The organism is Paraflavitalea devenefica (assembly GCF_011759375.1).
Taxonomy (GTDB): domain Bacteria; phylum Bacteroidota; class Bacteroidia; order Chitinophagales; family Chitinophagaceae; genus Paraflavitalea; species Paraflavitalea devenefica.
Genome location: NZ_JAARML010000004.1, coordinates 815,654 through 839,182 on the forward strand (window position 1 = coordinate 815,654; position 23,529 = coordinate 839,182).

The 23,529-nt window shown below is 48.2% G+C and carries 14 protein-coding genes; 7 read left to right on the plus strand and 7 right to left on the minus strand.

Annotated features, from left to right (window positions below):
• Positions 1-171: 171 nt before the first annotated feature.
• Positions 172-381: a hypothetical protein gene (locus tag HB364_RS24870; RefSeq protein ID WP_167291029.1), complete on the minus strand. Its 210-nt coding sequence runs from the start codon at positions 379-381 to the stop codon at positions 172-174.
• A 455-nt stretch (positions 382-836) separates the two neighbouring features.
• Here HB364_RS24870 and HB364_RS24875 point away from each other — a divergent pair, with 455 nt between their 5' ends.
• From HB364_RS24875 to HB364_RS24890, 4 genes are all read left to right on the plus strand, one after another.
• Positions 837-1,910, plus strand: a complete 1,074-nt coding sequence (locus tag HB364_RS24875) for a hypothetical protein (RefSeq protein ID WP_167291030.1) — start codon at positions 837-839, stop codon at positions 1,908-1,910.
• A gap of 123 nt (positions 1,911-2,033) precedes the next feature.
• Complete coding sequence (locus tag HB364_RS24880) at positions 2,034-2,633, plus strand: hypothetical protein (RefSeq protein ID WP_167291031.1); 600 nt, start codon at positions 2,034-2,036, stop codon at positions 2,631-2,633.
• Between the two features lies 1 nt (position 2,634).
• Positions 2,635-3,285 carry a hypothetical protein gene (locus HB364_RS24885; RefSeq protein ID WP_167291032.1) on the plus strand — a complete coding sequence of 217 codons (651 nt, stop codon included), beginning with the start codon at positions 2,635-2,637 and terminating at the stop codon, positions 3,283-3,285.
• The gene (locus tag HB364_RS24890; protein WP_167291033.1) at positions 3,264-4,046 is read left to right on the plus strand and encodes a sensor histidine kinase; all 783 of its coding nucleotides are present in this window, start codon (positions 3,264-3,266) and stop codon (positions 4,044-4,046) included. Before HB364_RS24885 ends, HB364_RS24890 begins: the two co-directional genes overlap by 22 nt.
• Here the strand turns inward: HB364_RS24890 and proC are convergent.
• The 3 genes from proC to purL all read right to left on the minus strand — a co-directional run bounded on the left by proC (position 4,043) and on the right by purL (position 8,198).
• Entirely contained in the window at positions 4,043-4,840 is a 798-nt protein-coding gene (gene proC / locus HB364_RS24895) for a pyrroline-5-carboxylate reductase (RefSeq protein WP_167291034.1), read from the minus strand. The genes HB364_RS24890 and proC overlap by 4 nt on opposite strands.
• A 109-nt stretch (positions 4,841-4,949) precedes the next feature.
• Positions 4,950-5,954 (minus strand): ADP-glyceromanno-heptose 6-epimerase, encoded by a 1,005-nt coding sequence (rfaD, locus tag HB364_RS24900; RefSeq protein ID WP_167291035.1) that lies wholly within the window; start codon positions 5,952-5,954, stop codon positions 4,950-4,952.
• 9 nt (positions 5,955-5,963) lie between these two features.
• Complete coding sequence (purL, locus tag HB364_RS24905) at positions 5,964-8,198, minus strand: phosphoribosylformylglycinamidine synthase subunit PurL (RefSeq protein WP_167291036.1); 2,235 nt, start codon at positions 8,196-8,198, stop codon at positions 5,964-5,966.
• Positions 8,199-8,395: 197 nt separating this feature from the next.
• Between purL and HB364_RS24910 the strand changes: the two genes are divergently transcribed.
• Entirely contained in the window at positions 8,396-9,316 is a 921-nt protein-coding gene (locus tag HB364_RS24910) for a glycosyltransferase family protein (RefSeq protein ID WP_167291037.1), read from the plus strand.
• A gap of 66 nt (positions 9,317-9,382) precedes the next feature.
• Here HB364_RS24910 and HB364_RS24915 read toward each other — a convergent pair whose 3' ends face one another.
• A complete protein-coding gene (locus tag HB364_RS24915) occupies positions 9,383-10,528 on the minus strand; it encodes a glycosyltransferase family 4 protein (RefSeq protein WP_167291038.1) in 1,146 nt (381 codons plus the stop codon).
• Positions 10,529-10,546: 18 nt separating this feature from the next.
• Between HB364_RS24915 and HB364_RS24920 the strand changes: the two genes are divergently transcribed.
• Positions 10,547-11,812, plus strand: coding sequence for a hypothetical protein (locus HB364_RS24920; protein WP_167291039.1), 1,266 nt, complete (start codon positions 10,547-10,549; stop codon positions 11,810-11,812).
• A gap of 234 nt (positions 11,813-12,046) precedes the next feature.
• Positions 12,047-14,239 carry a glutamine synthetase III family protein gene (locus HB364_RS24925; protein WP_167291040.1) on the plus strand — a complete coding sequence of 731 codons (2,193 nt, stop codon included), beginning with the start codon at positions 12,047-12,049 and terminating at the stop codon, positions 14,237-14,239.
• Positions 14,240-14,614: 375 nt separating this feature from the next.
• Here HB364_RS24925 and HB364_RS24930 read toward each other — a convergent pair whose 3' ends face one another.
• Together HB364_RS24930 and HB364_RS24935 are read right to left on the minus strand one after the other, a co-directional pair.
• Positions 14,615-20,365: a DUF6443 domain-containing protein gene (locus HB364_RS24930; RefSeq protein ID WP_167291041.1), complete on the minus strand. Its 5,751-nt coding sequence runs from the start codon at positions 20,363-20,365 to the stop codon at positions 14,615-14,617.
• A gap of 2 nt (positions 20,366-20,367) precedes the next feature.
• Positions 20,368-23,514 (minus strand): hypothetical protein, encoded by a 3,147-nt coding sequence (locus HB364_RS24935; RefSeq protein WP_167291042.1) that lies wholly within the window; start codon positions 23,512-23,514, stop codon positions 20,368-20,370.
• Between the last annotated feature and the right edge of the window lie 15 nt (positions 23,515-23,529).

Below are 23,529 nucleotides of genomic sequence, written 5' to 3' on the forward strand. Positions count from 1 at the left end.
TGTCTGCATTATCTGGCGTACTACTTTTTCTTTGATTATTAAACCAGTCCGGTTATTGACCAGCGGAAAACCACGATAGGGGAATATATTTCCTGAAGGTCATGCAAAGATACAGCAATTTTCCGGCTGAATAAAATCACAAAATGGTAATGTGGAAAACCCGGGAGCAAATTACTTAAGGCGGATAAGGGTAAAATTGTTATTCCATTGCCAGGTGGTAGTGGCAGGGGTTGCGACTGAAGCCGGTAGGGGCTTTTGCACTGCCGTAACCGTGGTTTGCGGGGGGGCTGCCTGCGACCTGCCAGTTTTTTCACTATGCAGGAAGCCTATAGCCAGAATTTCCACCAGTAAGACGAATAAAGTAAACCTCTCACTTTTCATAAAAAATTGGATCAGGGGATTAAAGTAAATCCAAAACGAAGGTTGGTATTTTTTATTTCATATGCAAGGGTTGGAGCGAGTTTTATTGATCTATTCGTAGTAATACTAAGCTGGGAATCTACTTTTTACGAATGACAACTGGCTGTCATGGGCGTGTTTTGCGGTATACCACAGATATCATTCCTAACCATCATATTTAATACTTTGAGGGAGGATTTTTTTGAGTTTTGGCCGGGAAGACGGAAAGGCGGGAAGCGTTCCTGCCCATTCCTCGATTGAGTGCCACCGGCCAGCATTGACATTTAATTAATTTGTTTGTACTTTAGGCGCTCGCTTCGCTTTAAGGGTTTGCTTACACCCGCTGCTGTTGATCCTTTTATCCTTTCTTTATTGCGTCAAAATCATAACCTGTGAATGAGCCGTGTACTCATTTGTTAACTGCTTAATTTTTTTTGATGAACAGGTGGCTTTTCTTTTTTGCCGGATGTGTACTCGCATCAACAGGCAGCCTGGCGCAGGCCAAAGTTTCCGTTGAGCTTTCTCCTTCCAATAAGAGCTTGTATAAGGTTATTTATCCCGGCACTCCCCCTTCGTATGATGGCGCTGCCCTTCCTTTTTCGGCTATTGAGGTGCGGGATATCCGTCCGGATACGACGAAACTGGGATTTTACCGCTCTACCAAAGACCGGCGTTCGTACAAGTACCGTTTTGCCACGAATACGGCAGCCGCCCTTACGGCTTTCCTGCAAGACCATTACGGGGACCATCTTACACCCGGTTCCCCTAACCGGCTGGTGATCTATGTAAAAAAGTTATGGCTCTCCGAATTTGACTCTACCGAACTGAACCTGCACAGCACCCATATACGGAATGCCTGGTTATACCTGAAAGCAGAAATGTATTTGCAATCCAGGGATGCATATTATCCTATTTACCGGTTCGACTCTGTGGTGTATGCCCGGAAGAACAACCAGTATAGTTCGGGCGGATTTATTACGGCCACTTTATTGGAAAGCCTGTATACACTGCACAACGTGGATTTTACCCAATTGCTCCATAAAAGAAGCCTGCAACAGGCGCAGATAGATACTTATAATAATGCGTATGTACCCGCTCCCGCAGACAAACCTGTAAAGGGCGTTTACCTGTCTTATAACGAGTTTAAAAATGGTACGCCTTCCTGCACCGATTTTGAGGTACGGTTTGAATCGCTGGCCGATGTGGTGTATGTGAAGGATGCCGATGGCAGGCTGTATCCCCGGAAACATGTATGGGGCTTCAGCAATGGGGAAACTGTTTTTATCAGGATGGGCGCGAATTACTTTCCCTTATATAACCAGGAAAAGACCTGGGAGTTTTATGGCACCAATGTGATGGAAGCCCGCGGCTTCCGTATGCCGGTGATATTGGGTGCTGGCCTGCCACTGGCCTTATTAACGGCCGGCGCTGCCGAATTCTCGCAGTATGAAAAGAAGCTGGTGCATTTGCGCGCCTTCCAGGTGGATGTGGAGAATGGGAAGTTTTATTAGGGCAGCAAGGCATAGGGGCAACGAGATTGTTTCATAAAACAGGTGAATATACGGTTGTTGATACCTGCACTTTTCCTTTGCTTTGTGCCGCAAACAATTTCACCTTAACCCCAAATCAAGCTTATGAAGTTTTCTATGGTAAGGGCAAGCTGGGTAATCCTGGTCTGCCTTTTTATTTTTAGCTGCGGAGAAAATACACAACAACAAGATAAGACAGTTCCTGGTACTGTTGCTGATACCATTCCGGATACAGCCAGTGCGAAAAGGGACGATGACTGCGATAAATACCTTATTCCCTTATTCGAAAGGCTAACCAGCGAGGACACGCTTAATAAGCTCACTGATTACGAAAGAGAAATAACTGACATCAATGACATAAAAAGTATCAATAGCGAGTTCTATAAATACACAAAACCGCTTCTTAAGATAGATACCACTGAGAGATCCAAGCCGAGGCTATCACTGGCAGTAGATTTTAATGGAAAGACCCTATTGGAATGGATGAAAAAAATGGACGCTGCCGGCGCCAACAGGTTAAGGATTCAATTTGGTGTGTATACTGATTCATTTTTGGGTAAGTATTTAACGGGCGACGCCAACAAGCCTGAACGCGACAAAAGAGTGGGGCGTTTGACTACTATATTAGTTGCTTATAAGATCAGCAAGAACAAGGATAAAGAAGACCCCATAGGCGGCTATAACCTCGGAGGAATGCAACCATAGTATGACTATCGAATGGTTTCAATATTTTCAACTGCTCAGCCTCCTGCTGGCTATTGTTAGCAGCAGGGGGCTTATGGCATGGCATATCAGGGGATTTATTCCGCTGCTGGTGATTATTAATGTTATTGAGATAACCGGCGTCAATTATAAGCTGTTTGGATGGCGTAATAATTACTTTCTGTACAATATTTATTTATTGGTAAATGAAATCTTCCTGCTGTACTTTTTTTACCGCATGCTGGTGATGGACAAAAGGATGCGGGAAGTGTACCAGATCATTGGCTTCCTGGTAATCGCCTTCCTGTTGCTGAATATTACTTTGCTGGAAGGGTTCTGGAAGTTCAATACTTATTCGCTGATCCTTACCCAACTGATCAATGTTGTGATCAGTTGTATTGTGCTGTTCCAGTTGGTGTACAGCGATGACGACAGCAGGATCCTTTTTAAGGAGCCCTTTTTCTGGATCAATGCGGGCACGCTGTTTTTCAGCCTGGGCACGATCGTACTTTTTGGCCTTCACCGGTATATCATCAGCAATAATATTCAGATCGACCATAAATCCCTTTACCGTGCCCTATCGCCGATATTAAATGTGATCTTATATACCGCCTGGGGCTACGGCTTTTTTCAATGCAGCAGGAAATTATCATAGTAATCGCCTCCGTGATCATTATCTTATTGTTCATGGGCGTCATGTTTTTACTGGCGCTCCTGTATTTTAATAATAGGAAACGGACCATGCTGGCCGAAAAAAAGCGCCTGGAGTCCGCCTATACAGAAGAGCTTCTTAAAACAAAGCTGGAAATACAGGAAGAGACTTTCCGCACGATCAGCCAGGAGATCCATGATAATATCGGGCAAAACCTCACCCTCCTGAAGCTTACGATTGTTACGGTAGACCCGCAAAACCCTGAGCAGGTAACCCAGTCCATTGACAGTTGCAAACAAATGGTGAGCAATGCTATTAAAGATGTGCGAAACCTGGCACATAGCCTCAACCCCGATTTTCTTGATCATATAGGATTGCCGGGCGCCATTAAGCAACAACTGGAACAACTGGAGAAAACAAACAGTTATACAACGTCCTTTGAGCTGGCAGGCTACCCGGAAAAGCAGCCTTCACAAAAAGAGCTGGTCTTGCTGCGGGTGGTGCAGGAACTGCTGAATAATACGTTGAAACATGCGGAAGCTACCACCGTAGCCATTCACATGCAGTATGAAGAGGCGCTTTTGACGATCGCTGTATCCGATAATGGTAAGGGCTTTGATATGGAAAGTATGCCGGCCGGTACTACCAAAGGGATCGGCCTGCTCAATATACAAAACCGGGTGAAGATGATCGGCGGAAAGCTGACCCTTACCTCCGCTCCCGGAAAAGGTACCCGCGCCATGATAGAAATTCCGACCGCTTAATCCTTAGCGATCTTATCGTAGCTGGCAACGATGCCCTTGATGAGCGAAGAGCTGAATCCCTGGTGTTCCATTTCATTGAGACCAGCAATGGTGCATCCCTTCGGCGTGGTTACTTTATCAATTTCCTGCTCGGGGTGCGATCCTTTTTTCAATAATAGTTCTGCAGCGCCTTTAACGGTTTGTGCAGCAATGAGCGTAGCAGTAGCAGCATCAAAGCCAATTTCTATCCCCCCCTGTATGTTGGCACGGATATAACGCATGGCATAGGCTGTACCACAAGCGCCTAATACGGTAGCCGCATCCATCAGCTTTTCATCTATCCACACTACCCTGCCCAGTTGATTGAACAGGTCTTCGGTATAATTCACCAGCTCGCTGCTCACTTCATGCGCTGCCATGCAGGTCATGCTTTCCTGAATCGCAATGGCCGTATTGGGCATAGCCCGGATGACCGGCACTTTCTTTCCGGCAGCCTTGAGCAGGTGCTGAATGGTAATACCCGTTACCACAGAGATCAGTACATGCTTTGCGGGGTCGAGGATATCTTTCAGTTTGCCTACCACATCATCTACCTGGAAGGGCTTTACAGCCAGTATGATCAGGTCGGCAAAGCGGACAGCTTCTGCATTATCATCACTGATGAATACGCCTTTCTGCTGCAAGGGTTGCAGTGTTTTTACATTACGCTTGGTAATGAGTATATGTTCAGGTTTGGAGAACCCGCTGTTGATCAATCCTTCTGCGATCGCAGTGCCTAAGTTGCCTCCGCCAATGATGGCGATCTTTTTGCTCATGGAAATACATTTAAGAATTCAGAATTCAGCATACAGAATCCAGTATAAATACAGCGTTACAAGAAGCCGGCATCCGGGAAATAGTGTATCAAATAATGCCAGACAAATCTCAGTAATACTTTCTGGGCGCCAGGTAATTGCGTACATAGTCGTCCACGCCTTGTTCCAGTGAATAGAAATGTTCGGAATAGCCGGCATTAATGAGTTTGCTCATATTGGCCTCTGTGAAGTATTGGTATTTATCACGGATGTCCTCCGGCATGTCGATGTACTGGATATTGGATGCTTTGTCCAGCCCTGCAAAAGTAGCTTTCACGAGGTCTTCAAAACTCCGGGCTTTACCGGTACCGAGGTTGTATAAACCATTGGCGCCTGGCTTCCAGTTGTTATTGATGGCTTGTCCCATTAACCAGTAACATACTTTGAGCACATCCTTCACATACACAAAATCACGTAATTGCTGGCCGTCTTTGAAATCGGGACGATGGGACTTGAACAGTTTCACTACACCATCTTTCCCGATCTGGTTGAATGAATGCCAGATTACGCTGGCCATACGTGCCTTGTGGTATTCATTGGGGCCGTATACATTAAAGAATTTGAGCCCGGCCCAGCAGGGCGGTTGTGCGGGCTGCTGCAAAGCCCATTTGTCAAACTCATTTTTTGATACCCCATAAGGGTTCAGTGGCTTGAGCTTGTACGGTACTTCATGGTCATCATTGTATCCCAGTTCACCGGCGCCATAGGTCGCTGCAGAAGATGCATATACCAGTGGCACCTGGTGCTGCACGCAGTAGTTCCATACTTTTTTGGAATATTCCACATTGAGGCGCTCATGTACGGAATAATCAAACTCCGTGGTATCTGTACGGGCGCCTATGTGAAAGATGAAGTCAACCGGTTGGGATTGTTTGTCCAGCCATTGGAAGAACTGGTCCCGGTCTACCTTCTCTGTAAACTGCTTGCCTTGCAGGTTCGGATATTTATCCTGCCGCTCAAATTCGTCTACTACGATGAGGTTGTTGAACCCTTTTTCGTTGAGAAAACCTACCAGGCAACTGCCGATGAATCCTGCCGCACCCGTTACTACTATCTTTTTACTTGAGTGATCCATGTTTAGTAATTATAACGCGCTCAGCGCCTGTTCAGATTCAGTGTCTGCCAGCAGGTTTTCGATGGCGGTATCGTATTTTTCTTTCCAGGTGATGATGTTGCCCCAGTTCATACCATCTATTTCAATGGAACCATTGGTTACAAAACCCAATTCCTGGAAAGGATAATCGCCCAGCAATTTACGCAAGGCTGCTACCTGTGCCGGTTTTACACTCACCACTACCCTGCTCTGGGCCTCGCCAAACCAGTAACCGTCTTTACGGATATCGCTATCAGTGGCCACTACATCTACCCCCAGGTTGCTGTGGAAGCAGGATTCGAGCAAGGTGATGAATAAACCACCTTCACTGACATCGTGGGCCGATTGCAGGATGCCGGCCTTGATGAGGGCAGCTATTTTTTGCTGCAGGGCAAATTCTTCTTCCAGGTCAAAGTGCGGAGCAGGGCTGAATTCTACTCCTTTTATTTTATGCAGGTATTCAGAAGAGTTGATGTCGCCACGCGCCTCGCCTACCAGGAAGATGACATCGCCTTCCTCTTTGAAGTACATGGTCATTTTATCATTTACGCTATCTAACAGTCCCACCATACCAATGGTTGGTGTAGGATATACCGCGCCATCAGGGTTCTGGTTGTAGAAGCTTACGTTACCACCTGTTACCGGTGTATCGAATTTGCGGCAGGCTTCGCCCATACCTTTGATGGCATGTACGAACTGGTAGTATATCTCCGGATCGTAAGGATTACCGAAGTTGAGACAGTTGGTAACACCCAATGGCTGACCGCCACTGCATACGATGTTCCGGGAAGCTTCGGCCACAGCGATCATAGCCCCTTTGTAAGGATCGGCAAATACATACCGGCTGTTACAATCGGTGGTTAAGGCCAATCCTTTACCGGTAGGTTTACCAATAACAATGGCCGCATCGCTTGGCTGGTTGGTAGAAGCATTGCCGGCGCCTACCATGCTATCGTATTGTACATATACCCAACGCTTGGAAGCGATGTTGGGAATGGTAACGAGTTCTTCTGCCACCGCTTTAAGATCTGCAGGCACTTCGATGGCTGCTGCATCAAATGCTTTGATCTTTTCGAGGTAAGCAGGTTCTTTGTATTCGCGGGTGTATTGGGGAGCGCCGCCACCGAGTACGAGTTCTTCAGCCGGCAGTTCTGCTTCCAGTTCACCATGCATGTAGAATTTCAGGATACCGTCGCCGGTCACTTCACCGATGTTGGAGCAGGGAAGGTCCCACTTTTCAAATACTTTCTTTACCAGCTCTTCTTTTCCTTTTTCCACCACCATGAGCATGCGTTCCTGGCTTTCGCTCAGGAGCAGCTCCCATGTTTTCATGTTGGCCTGACGGGTAGGCACTTTATCAAGGTCAATGCGCATACCTACACCACCCTTGGCGCTCATTTCGGCCGTAGAACAGATGATGCCGGCAGCACCCATGTCCTGCATACCTACTACAGCGCCGGTTTGTATTACTTCGAGACAGGCTTCCAGCAGTTTCTTTTCCTGGAAGGGATCGCCCACCTGCACGGCTGGCAGTTCCTGGGTACTCTCCGCAGTAATATCGGCAGAAGCGAAGGAAGCGCCTCCGATACCGTCTTTACCGGTGGCTGAACCTACAAAGAATACGGGGTTACCAATGCCTTCAGCAGTAGCGGAGATGGTTTCACCGTTCTTTACAATACCTACGCTCATGGCATTCACGAGCGGATTGGTATGGTAGCGGCCTTCAAAGTAGATCTCGCCGCCTACAGTAGGTACGCCAAAGCAGTTGCCATAATGGCCAATGCCATGTACTACGCCACTGAGCAGGTGTTGGGTTTTGGCATCTTTCAGGTTGCCAAAACGGAGGGAGTTGAGAGATGCCACAGGACGGGCGCCCATGGTAAAGATATCGCGGTGAATACCTCCCACCCCGGTAGCCGCACCCTGGAAGGGTTCGATGGCAGAGGGGTGATTGTGGGATTCTATTTTAAATACTACGCCGTAGCCGTCGCCAATGTCCATAAGACCGGCATTTTCTTCACCGGCCTTTACGAGCATTTTTTTGCCTTCACGGGGCAGTGTTTTTAACCATTTGATGGAGTTCTTGTAACTACAGTGTTCGCTCCACATGCCACTGAAGGCACAGAGTTCGTTGAAGTTGGGTGTACGTCCAAGTTTCTGTTTGATCAGCTCAAATTCTTCGGGAGTAAGGCGTAACTGCTGCGCCGTTTTTACTGTTATTTCCATGGTGCCGCAAAAGTACTATTGATTTCGGATTCAGCCTTCCGGATTTAGGATTCTTTTGTGCAGAGGGCTGATAAAAAATTAGCTTAACTAAAGTACAAGGAACTGATTGACAGGCTACTTGCTTTTGTTTTATACAAGTTTTGAACAGTGATGAGTGAAGAGAAAGAAGTACATTTATCGCTGTTTTATATAATTGGATGATCATCGCATTCGTACATAACAACAAGGCTTTCCTGCCAGAGCTCGACGCTTACCAGCGTTTTTTTGCGGGCTATGGTATTACCTGTATTACCACCACCCCGGCTAAGCTGGGTGGAGACAGGGATGTAGACTGGTGGCTGATGGGTACCGATCTCTATAAGCCCCAGCCGGGTATTTACCGCATCCATGAGTATGCCTCGGGCTCCGTACCGCCGGCAAGGCAATGGAAGGACCTGGCCAAACGTTTTTTGAACACCCGTCCGCATTACCGGCTTTTCCTGAATGCTTATGTGAAGGATATTTTTTCTTTCCGGGACAATGTGCCCTACGGATTCCGGGATATGGGCTTATGGCCCGAACAGCTATCCACTGCCCCTCCCTCTACAGAGAAGCTGTATGATTTTATTTATGTAGGATCGGTAAGGCGGGACACTCAAATTGAAAGACTGCTGGACCATTTTGCAGCCCGCGCCCCGCTGGCGGGCCGTTCCCTGCTGGTGGTGAGCCGGGAGTATGAACACCTGCGCAGCAAGTACAGCTCATCGGCCAATATAGTTTTCAAGGGGCCGGTAGCTCAATCTTCCGTGCTGGAACTGATACAACAGGCCCGCTTCGCGATTAATTATAAACCGGATATAGCGCCCCATAACCGGCAAACTTCTACCAAGCTGCTGGAATACGCGGCCTGCCGCACCCCCATTGTTACCACGCATTTTGCCTGGATGCGGGATTTCCAGGCCCGGTCGGGCGGCCATTATTTTTACCTGGAGCCTGACTTGTCCAATTTCACCTGGGAAAAGGTGCAGGCGTTTGATTATTCTTTTCCGGATCTGACGGAGTGGATGTGGGAGAAACAAATACGGGGGTCGGGGGTAGTAGCGTTCCTGCAGGAAAAATTTCCCGAAGCGTTTAGGTAAATCGTCAACAGGCCTTGTGAGCAATACAGCCATTTACTCACAACTGACAACTCACCACTCTCGACCTCAATCAGGCAGGTCGTTTTGCAGGGTATCTGTATATTCATCAATAACAGTGGTGATGTTGAATTTGCGTACCACGAGGGCGCGGCCGTTCTTGCCCATGCGGGCACGCTCTTCTGCGGAGAGGTTGATCATTTTCTCCATTTTATCGGCCAGGTCAAAAGGATCATGACGGTTGCAAATGTAACCGGTCGAATTGTTGAGCACCACTTCTTTACAGCCCCGGTTGAGCGAAGTGATGATGGGCAGCTCCATGGCTGCCGCCTCCATGAGGCAACGGGGAATGCCTTCATTGTAGAAGGAAGGGAATACAAAACAATCGGCTTTTGTAAGAAAGGGACGTACATCATTGGCAAATCCGCCATAGTGTATAAGTCCCTCCCGCTCCCAGCGGGCCAGCTCTTCCTGCGTAATAGAATCCGGGTGATGGTTTTCAAAGAAGCCTATTAATTCAAAGCGTACGTCGTAGTTTTTCTTTTTGAGGATACGGGCTGCATCGGCGTAGAGACCAATGCCTTTGCTTTTGAGCAGGCGGGTGCTCATGAGGAAGGTGAAGGTATGGTGTACTTCCTGCGCAGGCTTATAAGGGGAGAAGTGACTGGTATTGATCCCCTCTCCCGGCAATACTTTTACTTTTTCAATGTTGACTATTTTTTCATCAATGAAAACCCGGGCATCTTCATTGTTGAGGAACCATACTTCTTTTGCCACACGCAGTGACCTTTTGTACAGCAGCCTGATGACCTGGTATAGCCAGTTCTTTTTGTCAAATGCATATCCCAGCCCTGTAATGACAGCCACAGAAGGGATGCCATTGGCCGCCGCCGCCAGCGTACCATAGATGTTGGGTTTGGCTACATAATGAAAGATAAAATCGGGCTTGTGGGTACGGTATAACCGCTTTAACTGCCAATAAAAGGAGATGTCCCGGAAAGGGTTTTTCGTTTTGTTATCAAAGCTGATAGGAATGAAATGACAACCATTTTCCCGGAGCAACGGAGAGTAGGGATCATCCGGCGCCAGCACGATCACTTGATATCCTTGCCTTATAAGGTTATTGATGACATCCAGGCGGAAGTTGTATACCGACCAGGCGCTGTTGGATACGAAAGCGATGGAAGTTTTATGTGAGGCAACAATACCGGACATTGGCAAATATTGCATCAAATGTATAGATTTGATCGCAATTGCAATAACCAGGCAATGGTTACCATGGTGATTACACTTTTTTTGTTTGTATTGTTTGCTTTCCTCCTACGGTTGATGACGCGCCACCCGGATACCCGGCTTACCATCCCGGAGCTGGTGGCTGCCTTTGGTTTCAAGGTGTTGATGGCTTGCGCCTATGGTTATGTTTTCCTGCATTATTATGGCGGGGATGATACCTGGGCGCTGCATAAGGTGTCACTGCAGGAATGGCAATTATTGTTTAATGACCCCGGGCAATTTTTTGGGGATTTAACGCCCGCACATGCCTGGCAGGTGGCACAGGGAGATACCGGGTTCGCCCTTCGTCATTACCTGGACAAGCTGGAGCTGCACCTGCCGGCCAAAGCACTGGGTATTTTCAATGTGATCAGCCGGGGAAATTATTATGCCAATGCTGTTTTTTTCAGCTTCCTTACTTTCTGGGGGCATTACTGGTTGTTTAAACTGGTAACCGGCGCTTTTCCTCACAAGAGAAGGTTGTGGTTTTTACTGATCTTCTTTTATCCTCCGGTGATCTTCTGGTTAAGCGGTATGCGGTCGGATGGGTTGTTGTTCCTGTTCGTGTCGTTATTGCTGTTGCATGCCTGCCGCTGGATACAGGACCATAAAAAAAGCTCCCTGTTGTACCTACTATTGGGAATAGCTGGTGTCATTATTTTCAGGGATGTGGTGATCTTGTTACTGGCGCCTGCCCTGGCAGCCTGGTTTATTGCGGTGCGGTATGATCGCCGCCCGCTGCCAGTTTTCCTTATTGCGTACGGCGTATCGGTCCTGTTATTTTTTGGCAGCACCCTGTTTCCGGGCGCCTTCAATTTCCCCTCGTTTATTGTAGCCCGGCAACAGGAGTTCTTAGCCCTGCATGGTAATACGCGCTTACCCCTGGATAACCTGGAGCCCACTGCCGGCAGCTTTTTGCGCATACTCCCCCAGGCGATCAGTAACACTTTCCTGCGCCCCTTTTTGTGGGAAGCAAGAGGCCTGCTGCAGGTGATGACAGCACTGGATATGCTGCTGTTCTGGTTACTGGTGGCACTGGCTGTTGTGTGGCGTAAAAAGGACAACTCTTCCGGCGTACCTCCCCTGTTATGGCTCCTGCTGTTCTTCGGCGTTAGCCTGTATATTTTTATTGGTTACGTGATCCCTTTTCCGGGAGCTATTGTGCGGTATAAGGTTATACCTGAGTTGTTTTTGTTGATTGTAGTGGGAAGGCAATTACGGGTTTAGCATTTCCGGGCGCCGGGTGGCCCGTTATGCAATTGTTAACCGGTGGTTAAACAGTTAAATTAATAAAAAGAAAAATATTTAATTTCCTGCCGTTTTTAATCAGGATTCTATCATTTCATTCAATAACACGGCAGCTTTTCCCACATTTTGTTTAAAAAAACGCACATTGGACCCAAAAAGTTTTTTATCCACTCCATTTATTGTTTATTTGCACAACACGCAAAAAATTAAGAAATGGAATCATTACGCTTTAAAGCTATCAATGACCTGACGCATTCCAACGGTACTGCCGTGGAAGGGTCACCCAAAATTACCGGTATCTTCGGGGAGAATGTATTTACACTTAAGACGGCCCGTGAATTTTTAAGTGATGAGGCTTATAAGAGCCTGCTGACCTCTATTAAAGGCGGCAAGAAGATTGACAGGGCGATGGCGAACCAGATATCTGCCGGTTTGCGTCAATGGGCTGAAACAAAAGGTGTTACACACTATACACACTGGTTCCAACCACTGACTGGCACCACTGCTGAAAAACATGATTCTTTCTTCACCCTGAAAAGCGATGGCAGTGCCCTCGAAACTTTTGATGGTGATGCACTTATACAACAAGAGCCCGATGCTTCCTCTTTCCCCAGCGGCGGTATCCGCGCTACTTTCGAAGCCCGTGGTTATACAGCCTGGGACCCTTCTTCTCCTCCCTTCATCATGGAGATCGGCGAAGGTAAAACACTGTGTATCCCTACGATCTTCGTTTCCTATACCGGTGAAACACTGGACTATAAAGCACCGTTGCTGAAATCACTGGAAGCCCTGAACAAAGCGGCTGTAGAAGTGTGCAACTATTTCGATAAGAATGTAAATAAGGTAACAGCTACTTTGGGTTGGGAGCAAGAGTACTTCGTAGTTGACGAAGCTATGTTCAATGCCCGTCCTGACCTGGTGATGAGCGGCCGTACCGTATTTGGTCACGCTCCTGCGAAAGGCCAACAGTTGGAAGATCACTATTTCGGTTCTATTCCTGAAAGAGTGTACGCTTTTATGCGTGATTACGAAACAGAATCTTACAAGCTGGGTATTCCTTTACGCACGCGTCACAATGAGGTAGCGCCTTCACAGTTTGAGTGCGCTCCTATCTTTGAAGAAGTGAGCGTTGCGGTTGACCACAACACCCTGCTGATGGACATCATGGACCGTGTTGCCCGCCGTCATAAACTGCGCGCCCTGTTGCATGAGAAACCATTTGCTGGCATCAACGGTAGCGGTAAGCACAATAACTGGAGCATGGCTACTGATACAGGTGTAAACCTGCTGGCTCCCGGTAAAACGCCGAAGACGAACCTGATGTTCCTGACCTTCTTTGTAAATACCATTAAGGCAGTACATGATTATTCTGATGTTTTAAGGTCTTCTATCGCTTCTGCGGGTAATGATCACCGCCTGGGTGCCAATGAAGCTCCTCCTGCTATTATCTCTGTATTTATTGGTCAATACCTGAGCAAGGTGCTGGCTGATGTGAAGGAAAGAGTAGGCGGCAAGTTCGACGAGCAGGATGAAGCCATCCTGAAGCTGGACCTGCACCGCAGCATTCCTGAACTGTTGCTGGACAATACTGACCGTAACCGTACTTCTCCTTTTGCCTTCACCGGTAACAAGTTTGAGTTCCGTGCGGTAGGTTCCGGCGCCAATTGCGCCAATGCAATGACTGCGCTGAACAGCATCATGGCCGAAACCCTGAAGCAATTCAAGAAGGATGTAGATACGCTGATCGAAAAAGGTGAGAAGAAAGAGATCGCTATCATGCACGTTATCCGCGAGTATATCGTTGCCAGCGAAAAAGTACTGTTCGAAGGCGATGGTTACAGCGACGAATGGCACCAGGAAGCTGCAAAACGTGGCTTACCTAATATCCCCACTACTCCGCTGGCGCTGGATGCTATGGTGACTGAAAAGGCCAAGCACCTGTTTGAGCACAACAATGTACTGAGCCATGTAGAGCTGGAAGCCCGTCATGAAATTGAGCTGGAAAAGTACATTAAGCACGTACAAATTGAAGCCCGCATTATGGGTGAGCTTTGCACGAGCCATGTATTGCCTGCCGCTGTCAAGTATCAGAATATCCTGATCGACAATATCAAGGGTCTGAAAGAAATTGGCCTGAAAGAAGGGTCTTATGCCAATCAAAAACAGATCGTAGAGAAGATCTCCGAGCACATCAGCAAGGTGAGTGAGCTGGTAGAAAAGATGATCGAGGCACGTAAGGTAGTTAATGCTATGACTGATACACGTACGAAAGCCATCGCTTACCAAAGCCAGGTGAAGGATGCTTTCTTCGATGCTATCCGTTACAGTGTTGATAAGCTGGAACTGCTGGTAGCCGATGAGTATTGGGCACTGCCTAAGTACCGTGAAATGTTGTTTCTTAGATAATGTCTCATCAGCCACCTTTCTCTTTTCTCTCAGAAGGAGGGGTTGGAGGAGGCTGGTACACTGACATGACAAGCAAAGGAGCCCTTCTGCGTAAGCAGAGGGGTTCTTTATTTAGGCACATAACCCATAAACATCCAGCGATACCCGAATAGGATCAGAACCCTAAAAAAGATGTGGATTACTATAGTCGAATACACAATTAATGCACAAACTGCATATTTTATACATTTCTGAAATCTTTATATCATAATAGTCCGTAGATTTATTAAGGATAAGGTTTAATGGTTAACGCATATGAATGGGAGCGCCCCGCTTTTACAAGCGGGGCTTTTTTATGCTCCTCATTTTTATTGGTGGTATGTTTAACCAGTCTTGTTAATGACGACCATATATAGGGCTGTTGGTAGCCGGATAATTGGGATCACTGTTAGGGCTACTACCACTATTAGGGGTACTTCTATTATTGTAAGTAGCATCTTTCTTAAATTCCGCCAGTGCAGCCTTGCCTAATGAACTAACGGTTTTCAAGGCATTCTCGAAAGTACGGTAGGCGTGTGCAAAGTTGAAATCGAATCCACCCTTAACGGCTTTAAAGAACTTGACATCTGCTCCTATCTTTATATCATCCTCTGTAATCGTCATTCCCGTTGTTCCCTCAGACCAGGAAGAATTTCTGTCCAACGCCTTTACATCACCATCCAACCCATTTTGTTTTGAATAACTCAGGCCGCCAGTGAGCGCTTTTACAGACCCGCTTACTTTGGTATCTTTTACAGCAGCTTCCACTTTAACTTCTCCTAGAGTGCCTGTTACTGACCCTTTCGTATCGCCTCCTTCTTTCTTGACATCGCCTTTTATGCTGGCGGCACTTACTTCCGCCTTAATGGTGGCAGGGCCTGCTGTGAACCGGATGGCACCACCTACCCCGCCTTCCAGCTTCACCTCAATACTACCAGAAAAAACCTTTCCGGCGCTTGTTTTGGTAGCTGCCATGTTCTTTTGTACTTCGGGATTTTGGGCAGCTCTTGTGAAGACACTTAGCAGCCCATTAAAGATGGGATCGTCGGGCCAGAGGCCGTCGGGATCCGTGAAACGTATCGGATTATCAAAAGCATAGTTATAAGGACTCCAGCGCCGGCCCTTTTCGCCCTGCGGATCAGGTGAATGCCAGCGGCCGATCTGTGGATCGTACATACGGGCGCCAAAGTCGAGCCATTCCAATCCGTCCGGCTCGCCGTCCGTACTGCTGAATTCCTTGTTCTGTAGTTCCTTGCCGCCAAACTGGTATTTGTTGGGCGTTTTGCCAAAGGCCCTGCTGCAAATACCTTCCATGCGGCCACCAAAGGGATAGTAGTGGGTTTCTTCGAGTATGCGTCCCCGCTCCTGTGTTACCTGAAAGTTGTCAAAGTAAACAGACTCGTTGGTCTCATTGCTGAAGTAGATGTAGGCGTATCCGTTTTTCACTACCGGGATGGCATTGGCCATGAACCTGTCGATGGTACGCCTGAGCTTATCCCCGATGTAAGCAACCGGATATACCCTGCTGTTGACATTGTCAAACTTAAATTGTTCATCAAAGAATACAATGTTGAGATAGGCTTTGGGCGCCTGGTTGCTGCCACTGGTGGAAGCAGGTGCGTTGAGGAAAGACAGCAAGTCGGCATCATTGCTGAGTGTGCCGGTCACTGTACTTACAGCGCCTTTGATAATTGCTGATGGTTTGTTGCTGAGACCCAAGGCCGCCAGCAGACTGGATACGATGCTTTGTCTTCCATCGGCGCCGGTATTGTTGGCATTGACTACATCATACCAGTAATCTACCCGGGCATGGATACGGTCACCGCTCATTACTTTGAGCAGTTTGGCCGCCCCGATAGCGCCGGTGCTTTTCTTCACCAGCATGCTATAGTTGTTCGTATCGCCGGCAGCAGGAGGATTGTAGGTTTTGTAAGCAGCAGGCCAGGCGGTCCTGGCAGTGGTAACAGCTATGGAGCCGCCTGTTCTGTTCTCATACTGGGCGTCCTGGTTTTGCACCGGGGCTGTGCCTGCCGTTCCTTCAAAGCTGAGTAAAGTGTATGGATCGGCCTGCACTTCTTCCGTAAGCACCATGCGGGTGTTGCCAAGGTGATCCTGTATGAAGTAATCATACTCATATTTACCGGTAGCGGCGGTGGGAGACTTATTAAGCCGCACGCGGCCTTCCTCATGGGTAATGAACTGCAGGGTGTCATTTTCATAAACAACTCCCCCGATGTATACCCAAATTTTCTGTGGCTTGCCTGTTTCTGCTACATACTTCTGGATTTTTGTACCGGCAGCATCGTATTCATATTCAATTACCCCTTTTGTGCCACCCGTACTGTTGAGGAAAGTAATCTTTTGGGGAAGATCAAGGTAGTTATAGACAATGCTGCTGATGCGCTTGTTTTTATCGGCTATCAGGTTTCCATTATCATCATAGCTGTAGTCATTGTTGGCAGTATTAATATCGGTGAAATCGCCGAGCTTGTTGGCAGTCTGGCCAATGGAGGCATCCTCTGTAACAGCCGACAACCTGTTGCTCAGGTTACTGTTGAGGTAGGTATAACGGAGTTTATCAACCGGCGCCGAGCTGGTGAGGAATAAGCCATTCTGGAACAGGCTGAGCAGGTTGCCATTGGCATCATAACCAATGTTGCCGCCATGTTCGGGCGCGCCATATACACTAAAGTCTACGGTACTGTTGTTCCACGTTGTGCCGCTGGTGTTCTGGATAAAATCGGCTTTGATGAGCCTGTCGGAAATATCATAGGTGAAATCAAACTTACGGGCAATGGCATCGCCTTTGCTTCTCCAGGTGGTGCCGCTGATGTTACCGTTGTATTGCAAACGCTGATAAGTGATGCCGGACGGGGCGGCCGCTGCTTTATCATAACCATGTTCAAGACCGAAGTAACGGGCAGTAGTGGCGCCACTGACATAATCTTTGTTAATACTGGTTAGCCATCCCCGTACGTTGTACAGGTAATCCAACGTTTCTACCGGACTTGTGGCCACTCCCAGTTTTTTCGTCTTGCGCTGTCCCAGGTCATTGTACTCATACACAGCAATGGTTTGCCGTGGTTTGGTTTCGGCCATCGTACTGATGAGTTGTTTTTCGGTTTTGGTCACCAGTCCGGCGTGATTATACGTATGGAAGGTCAGCACCTCATGTTCCTGCGCATTGGGCCATGTTTTCTGGTGGCGCAGGTGGGTAGCCAGTACTTTGCCGGCGAAATCATACTGGGTGGTAAGGATATCAATACCTCCGGCAAAATGTTGTGTTTGTATCTGGATGATACGTCCGTTTTCATCATAGAAGTTAACGACCGAATTGAAAACTCCCGAACCACCCTTTGCGGGGAAGATCCTTGTACCTGTTACCAGTCCTCTTGTACGGGTGCTTTGCGTAAGGGGCTGTGCATAGGGCCAGGTTGTGTTGGAGGGCGTCAATAGCTTACTGTCGAAACTGTTGTTCTTGGTGGTGGCCACGGGCGCCCAGGCATAGTCATCAAAAAAGGTCATGGACAGGTATTCCGGTGTTGTAGTAGACGGGAAACTGCGATCGGTAGTATAGCCATTGTTATACCTGACTTCAAACCGGCTTAAGGACGGTACTATGTTATCTACAAAAGCCTGCATCTGTGCACGGGTGAGGCGTGTGTTATCCACATAAAAGCCGGTTACTATTAATCTGTCTTGCGCGTCGTACTTCGTATAGATCCATTTATTCTGTTTGCGCAGCTCACCATGTTGCGTCAGCACTGCCCTGTCCCAACGGTCATAGACTGTATAGGTTACTTTTTCGCCAGGGCTTCTTTTTTCAACGACCCTGTTGCGCCGGTCGTATTTGTATTCAAAGCAATACTCGGGAATGATGGCTGCATTGTAATACAGGTTCCAGGCATTTCCCTGCAGCAGCTCTACTGCTTTGGGCGGTATGACGAGGCAGAGGTTGTCGTACACATCATATACATAATAGGAGCACAACCAGCCGGTGTGGGCGCCGCCGGGTGTATTGCCGAGTTGTACTTTGCGGAGGATGAGTTTTCCTTCCTTGTCCTTGTATTCAATGATCTGCTTACCATTTTCATTGGTGGTAATGAGTTTGAACACGGTGTTGATAGAATAGGTACCCGGACTGGCATAGGTACCATCGGTGTTCACATTCCAGACACGCAATGTATCGGTTACTTTGTTGGTAAGGTATTGTGTTTCCACGCCTCTGTTGCTGCCAGCCCAATTGGCGCCGGGCGGGGAGGTTTTCATATCCCGGTTTAATGGAGACGCTTCAAACTGTGTTTGTGTATAGAAAGCTGATTCTCCCGGGAACTGGGTCGTATTAAAGGATTGTTGTTCAGTTAAGGGATTTAGTTTAAGGTTTCCGTCGGTGGAGGCAGCCACATAAGGCATATACTTGAATGCTTCCCTTCCAAACCGGTCGTATTGCACCGGCTGCACCAGGTCTTTGGGAGTAGTGCCGGCGCCTTTTTGCCTGGATACGGTTTGTACGAGGCGCGCCAGTCCGTCAAAATAGCTGGTCACCTGGCTTACGTCGTTGGGTGCGGTCAGGATATCGGCCACTCCTTTATCAGTGATGGCAGGTCTTGTGAAAGACCTGGTGCGGATATAGTTGTTATTGAATACCGCAGCGGTCACGTTATGTACGAGGATGGTGACCACATTACTGAATCCGGATTCTGTACCGCAAATGATTTTCCGGCGGTAGGCCGTATTGGCGGTTAAGGCGCCGGGGGTATAATTGGCGGCGGTAGCGCCGGCAATGGTGGTGAAGGTAATACCATCGGCCGACCGCTGCCACTCGTAGCTGTAAGCGCTACAGTTACCGCCGGATGGAGCTGTATTGACAGTGATAGCACCGGGCGCTGTATTGTACAGGATGTTGAGTACAGAAGCTTTGATAGAACCAGGTAGTAAGGGGCTTTTGATAGCAATAAAGATTTCATTGGCAGTTTTTGTTTCTGTGCCGCAGGTCACTTTACGCCGATAGTGGGTATTGTACAGGAGGTTACCGGGTGTATAGTTGGTATCGGTGGCGCCGGGAATATCTACCCAGGAAAAGTAAATGTTCATGTGCTGCCACTGGTAGGAGTAGTTGCCACCACATTTTCCGCCGGTAGCTGCACGGCCTGTAATGGTGCCGGGACTGGTGTTGTAGGTAATGGTATCATCTGCTGCCTGGAGGGTGCCGGCATTGAGTGGAGGCACTACCGCTATGTAAGCTGTATTGGAGTAAAGTGTATCTGCTCCGCAGATCACCCGGCGGCGATAATACCGGGAGGCCGTTAAAGCGGGCGGTGCATAGGTTACACTGGTAGCGCCGGTGATATTGGTAAAGGTGGTTGCAGTAGTACCGGATTGCCACTGGTAGGCATAAGTACCTGTGCAGTTACCACCAGAGGCCCCGGTACCGGTGAAGGCAACAGGTACTGTATTGGTGTAGATGCTTTGGGCAGCAGGTTCAATGTTTCCCGGTTGGAGCGTGGAAATAATGTATACAGCAGCCCTGGTGGAATAAGCGTATTTAGTGCCAATGGTCACTTTTCTACGGTAATACATGGTTTGTGTGAGACCAACGGAAAAGGAATGACTGACGCCGGTGTCTGCAGCAATATCCGTCCAGGTGGTTGTATCTGCTGATTGTTGCCACTGGAACCTGTAGTTGGTAGAAGTACAGCTACCACCGGAAGGCGCCGAACAGGTAATGGTGGCCGGTATGCTATTATAGGTTACCTGCTGTGCAGCAGGCGCTGTGGCGCCACCGTTCAGGCTGTTGGTAAAGTCAATATCCAGGCTGGCGCTGCCTATGGAGCTCCAGAGTGATACGGTACCGCCGGCGCCATTGCCCCAGACGACCGAGATGGAATGAACAGGCGTTCCTGATTTGCAGGAACCGGATGTACCCACAATGGTACCGCCGGTAATACACCATTCCATATTAGTGGAAGGCGTCCAGTTGCCGGTAATACTATAAGACTGGACCGAGCCGCGTATTACGCAGGATTCGCCATAAATACCGGCCTGGCCATAACTGTTTTGCAGGATGAAAACAGTGAGGAGGGTGAGCAAGAGTTTTATCGTTTTCATCACTAATTTTTATAGTTGTATTCAATGGTTTTGAGGATATTATTATTATGGTCCCGGATAACCCTCAGCCGGTTCAGTTCATCATATTCATACGTGGTCACCTGGTTCCGTTCATCGCAGCGGGAAATCATGCCTACACCCGGCTGCCAGGTGTAGGTGGTCATTTTGGCATACCTGGGATAAAGACGTACTTCATCAATGAGTACATCGCCCCCTGTGCCCATACCAAAGTTGGTATTATCATTGGCAGCTATCGTAAGCAGTTGTTCATTGTATACCCAATTTCCACCGGTACCTGGTTTTTCCCACCATGATACGATGTATTCGCCCGGAGGCCTTCTGTTAGAAAGCAAGTAAACACCCTTGTAGCATTTTTTACCGGTACGGCCATCCATAACAAAGTTGGTCGTCAGTTCTTCAAAGCTGGTGTGGAAATAGCTGTAGTAGCTGTATGTTTTCTTGTAAGAAGAAGTGATATCAAGGCGGATATTGGTGGTATTGGTACCTGCCTGTGGTACGGCTACACTGAAGTAGTAGGTACCTGTTCCGCTGGGCAGGGTTACAGATTCGGCAAAGGTATTGTTGCTATAGTAATATCCTTCAAAGAGTGGAAGCTGGCTACCTACCTTCATTAAGCGCAGGGTGATACGGCCGTTGAAGGAGCCATTGTTCGCCACCAACGGCACTACGCGCACAGAGAAGCTGTAGGTTTGTGCATAGTTGGTGCTGAAGGATTCAAAATCCTGGAAGGCGGAAGACCCCAGGTTCAGGAACTGGCCCACATTGTGCGGATTGGTGGTAATCTCTGTTACAGGCAACGGATCGGCATTGGTGATCTCTGCAATGGGATACTGATCGCCATAAGCCCATATATAGGATAATGCACTACCGGCCTCTTTGGATTGCGCCACTACGTCCCCGCTTTCATTATAGGCATGGTAGCGCACACTGATGTACGGGCTATCACTTCCTTTTTGCAACTGTATGGTTTCGGGCAGGAGTATTTTGCCATTGTTGTACCAATCCCTGTATTGGGTAGTGCTTTTGGAGACCGGGAGGCCATCCCTGGTTTTTTCCTGGTCAACCAGTATGCTGATCATATTTTTATTGAGCATGGTGGTGTATATGCCGCCCTGCTGCGTGGATTTTTGCTTCACATAGGTGTTGGTAGTAAGCACCGGCTTGCCCTTACTATCGGTAGTGAGCAAGGTGCGGGTGGGTAAAGCATTGCCGGCATCATCATAATAGAACTGGGTGGTATAGGAAACCGGGTTGGCGCCATTGAGCTCATAATTGTATACTACCTGCGAGGTTGGACGCACCCATTCGGTGGTAATGGTATAAGTCCAATCGCATTTGTCAAAAGCATAACGCCTGGCCGTAGTGTTCATGGCGTCGGTTGAGTTGTAGATGTACCGGAGGAAATGTACGGGCACGAATGCGCCATTGTTATTCCTGTATTGGTATTGTTCTTTCAGCAATCCGTTCTTAACGGAGGTATTAAGGGGAACGGGAACCGGATATCGCCCCTGGTGGTAATCAGGATCGGCGGGGGCGGTGTTCTCAAAGAAGGATTCTATTTTACCGTTCTCCCCGTTTTCTCCCAGCCAGGTGATCACCTGGTCGTAGCCTACAATGTAGCCATTGATGGTTTCGGACAGGGAGGAAAAATCGGTATAGAGCTTTTGTTCCCTTTCAATGGTAGCATTGGCTGTAGAGCCGCAACAATCTGTAATGAGCATCCGCTGGGTATAGGTAAAGTATAAGCCCTGCATGATCTTGCCCATCACCTTTCCACCGATGTATTCAAAGCGTCTTACATCAAGGCTATCAGTGGGATCTCTGGCGTAGATTTTCTGGATCCTTGCACCGGCCAGCGGGCCTGCCACCGAATGAGGCTCAAAGAGGAATACCACAGAGCCCCCGGTTGGATATACAATGGATTGTAAGAGGCCGGCCGTTCCGAGGTAGTTGCTAAAGCCACTGGTTTTATCTGGCAGGTAATTGCCCGGATAACTGATGGTAAAAGGTTTGAAAGCCGCCTGCGGTGTTTTTTCGCGTATGCTTAATAGCCTTAACCGGGTTGACAGATCGGCTGTGTTACCACTGCCGGAAGAATAGTAATCGTAGGTAAGGGCAAATGTGTTCAGCAGGCTCAGGTTGTCACCCACACCGGCATAGAGCTGTACGCTATCCAGTTTTTTTGCCGGGGAGGTACCTGCTACTATTTTCAGGTCGGTACGTGAAGAGGTATAGAACTGTACGGCCCCATTGGGAAAATCAATCCTTGAAAGGATGACCTCATTGGTTTGGAGCGTAGTGGTACTCCTGTTGGAATCGGGGAGTACGGCGTCGTAACCTGCAGCGCAGCAACTCTGGTTCAATTGCGTGGGTGAATAGGACAACGTTTTTTCATCATCACCCGATACAATGGACTTGCTGATCTTAGTATTGTTATTTGCCAGGTAAGTAAAGTTGATCCGGGTACCATTGACCAGTTCAATGCTGCTGAGGAACCAGGTAGATATGAAGGTTTCTGTTTCCGTTGGTTTGGCTGTAGCTACCGTCGTTTCCGTGGTACGCTCAACGGTTTCAAAACGGTAGATGATGCCTTCACCGGTGGTGATGGTAAAGGTTGCCCGGAGGTTGTTGTATTCTATTTTCAGGTTGTCTCTCGTAAAGGTGCGCACTTTGTAAGTGGCCGATGGACCGAGGATGATGAATTTACCGGCTTTACCGTTGAAGTTGTAGTAAAACATATCGGGCTCCTGGTCTACGTCTTCCCCGCAGGGGCGGCTGGAAGTGGTACTGAAAAAGCCATCGTTACCAAAGTCGTCTTTATGCCGTTTGCTGCGGGTAATTACACCACCCGTTTGGAGCGACCATCCCAGGCCTGTCCAGGAGGCCTCATCCGACCGCCTGAAACCACCGGCATGGTAGGATAATGAAAGTGGAAGGGTAAACCCGTTTACATCGATGCTATCAAGCGGAATTTTTATTTCGGGAATACCGCTGTACTCACTTACCGGCACCTGGCCATACTGGCCAAGGCTGGCGGCATTGGGAGAAGGGGGAATGTAGGATTTAACATACTGCGCCTGCAGGATATGGGCAAGGCATAGCAGTAAGAGGCAAAACAAGGATCTCATGTTAATGGTTGATTG

What these genes read in the sequence shown, in the direction of transcription:
- HB364_RS24880 (WP_167291031.1), top strand. Translation starts at nt 2,034, where the DNA reads ATGAAGTTTTCTATGGTAAGGGCAAGCTGGGTAATCCTGGTCTGCCTT.
- rfaD (WP_167291035.1), bottom strand. Translation starts at nt 5,954, where the DNA reads ATGGATCACTCAAGTAAAAAGATAGTAGTAACGGGTGCGGCAGGATTC.
- purL (WP_167291036.1), bottom strand. Translation starts at nt 8,198, where the DNA reads ATGGAAATAACAGTAAAAACGGCGCAGCAGTTACGCCTTACTCCCGAA.
- HB364_RS24925 (WP_167291040.1), top strand. Translation starts at nt 12,047, where the DNA reads ATGGAATCATTACGCTTTAAAGCTATCAATGACCTGACGCATTCCAAC.
- HB364_RS24875 (WP_167291030.1), top strand. Translation starts at nt 837, where the DNA reads ATGAACAGGTGGCTTTTCTTTTTTGCCGGATGTGTACTCGCATCAACA.
- HB364_RS24890 (WP_167291033.1), top strand. Translation starts at nt 3,264, where the DNA reads ATGCAGCAGGAAATTATCATAGTAATCGCCTCCGTGATCATTATCTTA.
- proC (WP_167291034.1), bottom strand. Translation starts at nt 4,840, where the DNA reads ATGAGCAAAAAGATCGCCATCATTGGCGGAGGCAACTTAGGCACTGCG.
- HB364_RS24870 (WP_167291029.1), bottom strand. Translation starts at nt 381, where the DNA reads ATGAAAAGTGAGAGGTTTACTTTATTCGTCTTACTGGTGGAAATTCTG.
- HB364_RS24930 (WP_167291041.1), bottom strand. Translation starts at nt 20,365, where the DNA reads ATGAAAACGATAAAACTCTTGCTCACCCTCCTCACTGTTTTCATCCTG.
- HB364_RS24920 (WP_167291039.1), top strand. Translation starts at nt 10,547, where the DNA reads ATGTATAGATTTGATCGCAATTGCAATAACCAGGCAATGGTTACCATG.
- HB364_RS24910 (WP_167291037.1), top strand. Translation starts at nt 8,396, where the DNA reads ATGATCATCGCATTCGTACATAACAACAAGGCTTTCCTGCCAGAGCTC.
- HB364_RS24915 (WP_167291038.1), bottom strand. Translation starts at nt 10,528, where the DNA reads ATGTCCGGTATTGTTGCCTCACATAAAACTTCCATCGCTTTCGTATCC.
- HB364_RS24885 (WP_167291032.1), top strand. Translation starts at nt 2,635, where the DNA reads ATGACTATCGAATGGTTTCAATATTTTCAACTGCTCAGCCTCCTGCTG.
- HB364_RS24935 (WP_167291042.1), bottom strand. Translation starts at nt 23,514, where the DNA reads ATGAGATCCTTGTTTTGCCTCTTACTGCTATGCCTTGCCCATATCCTG.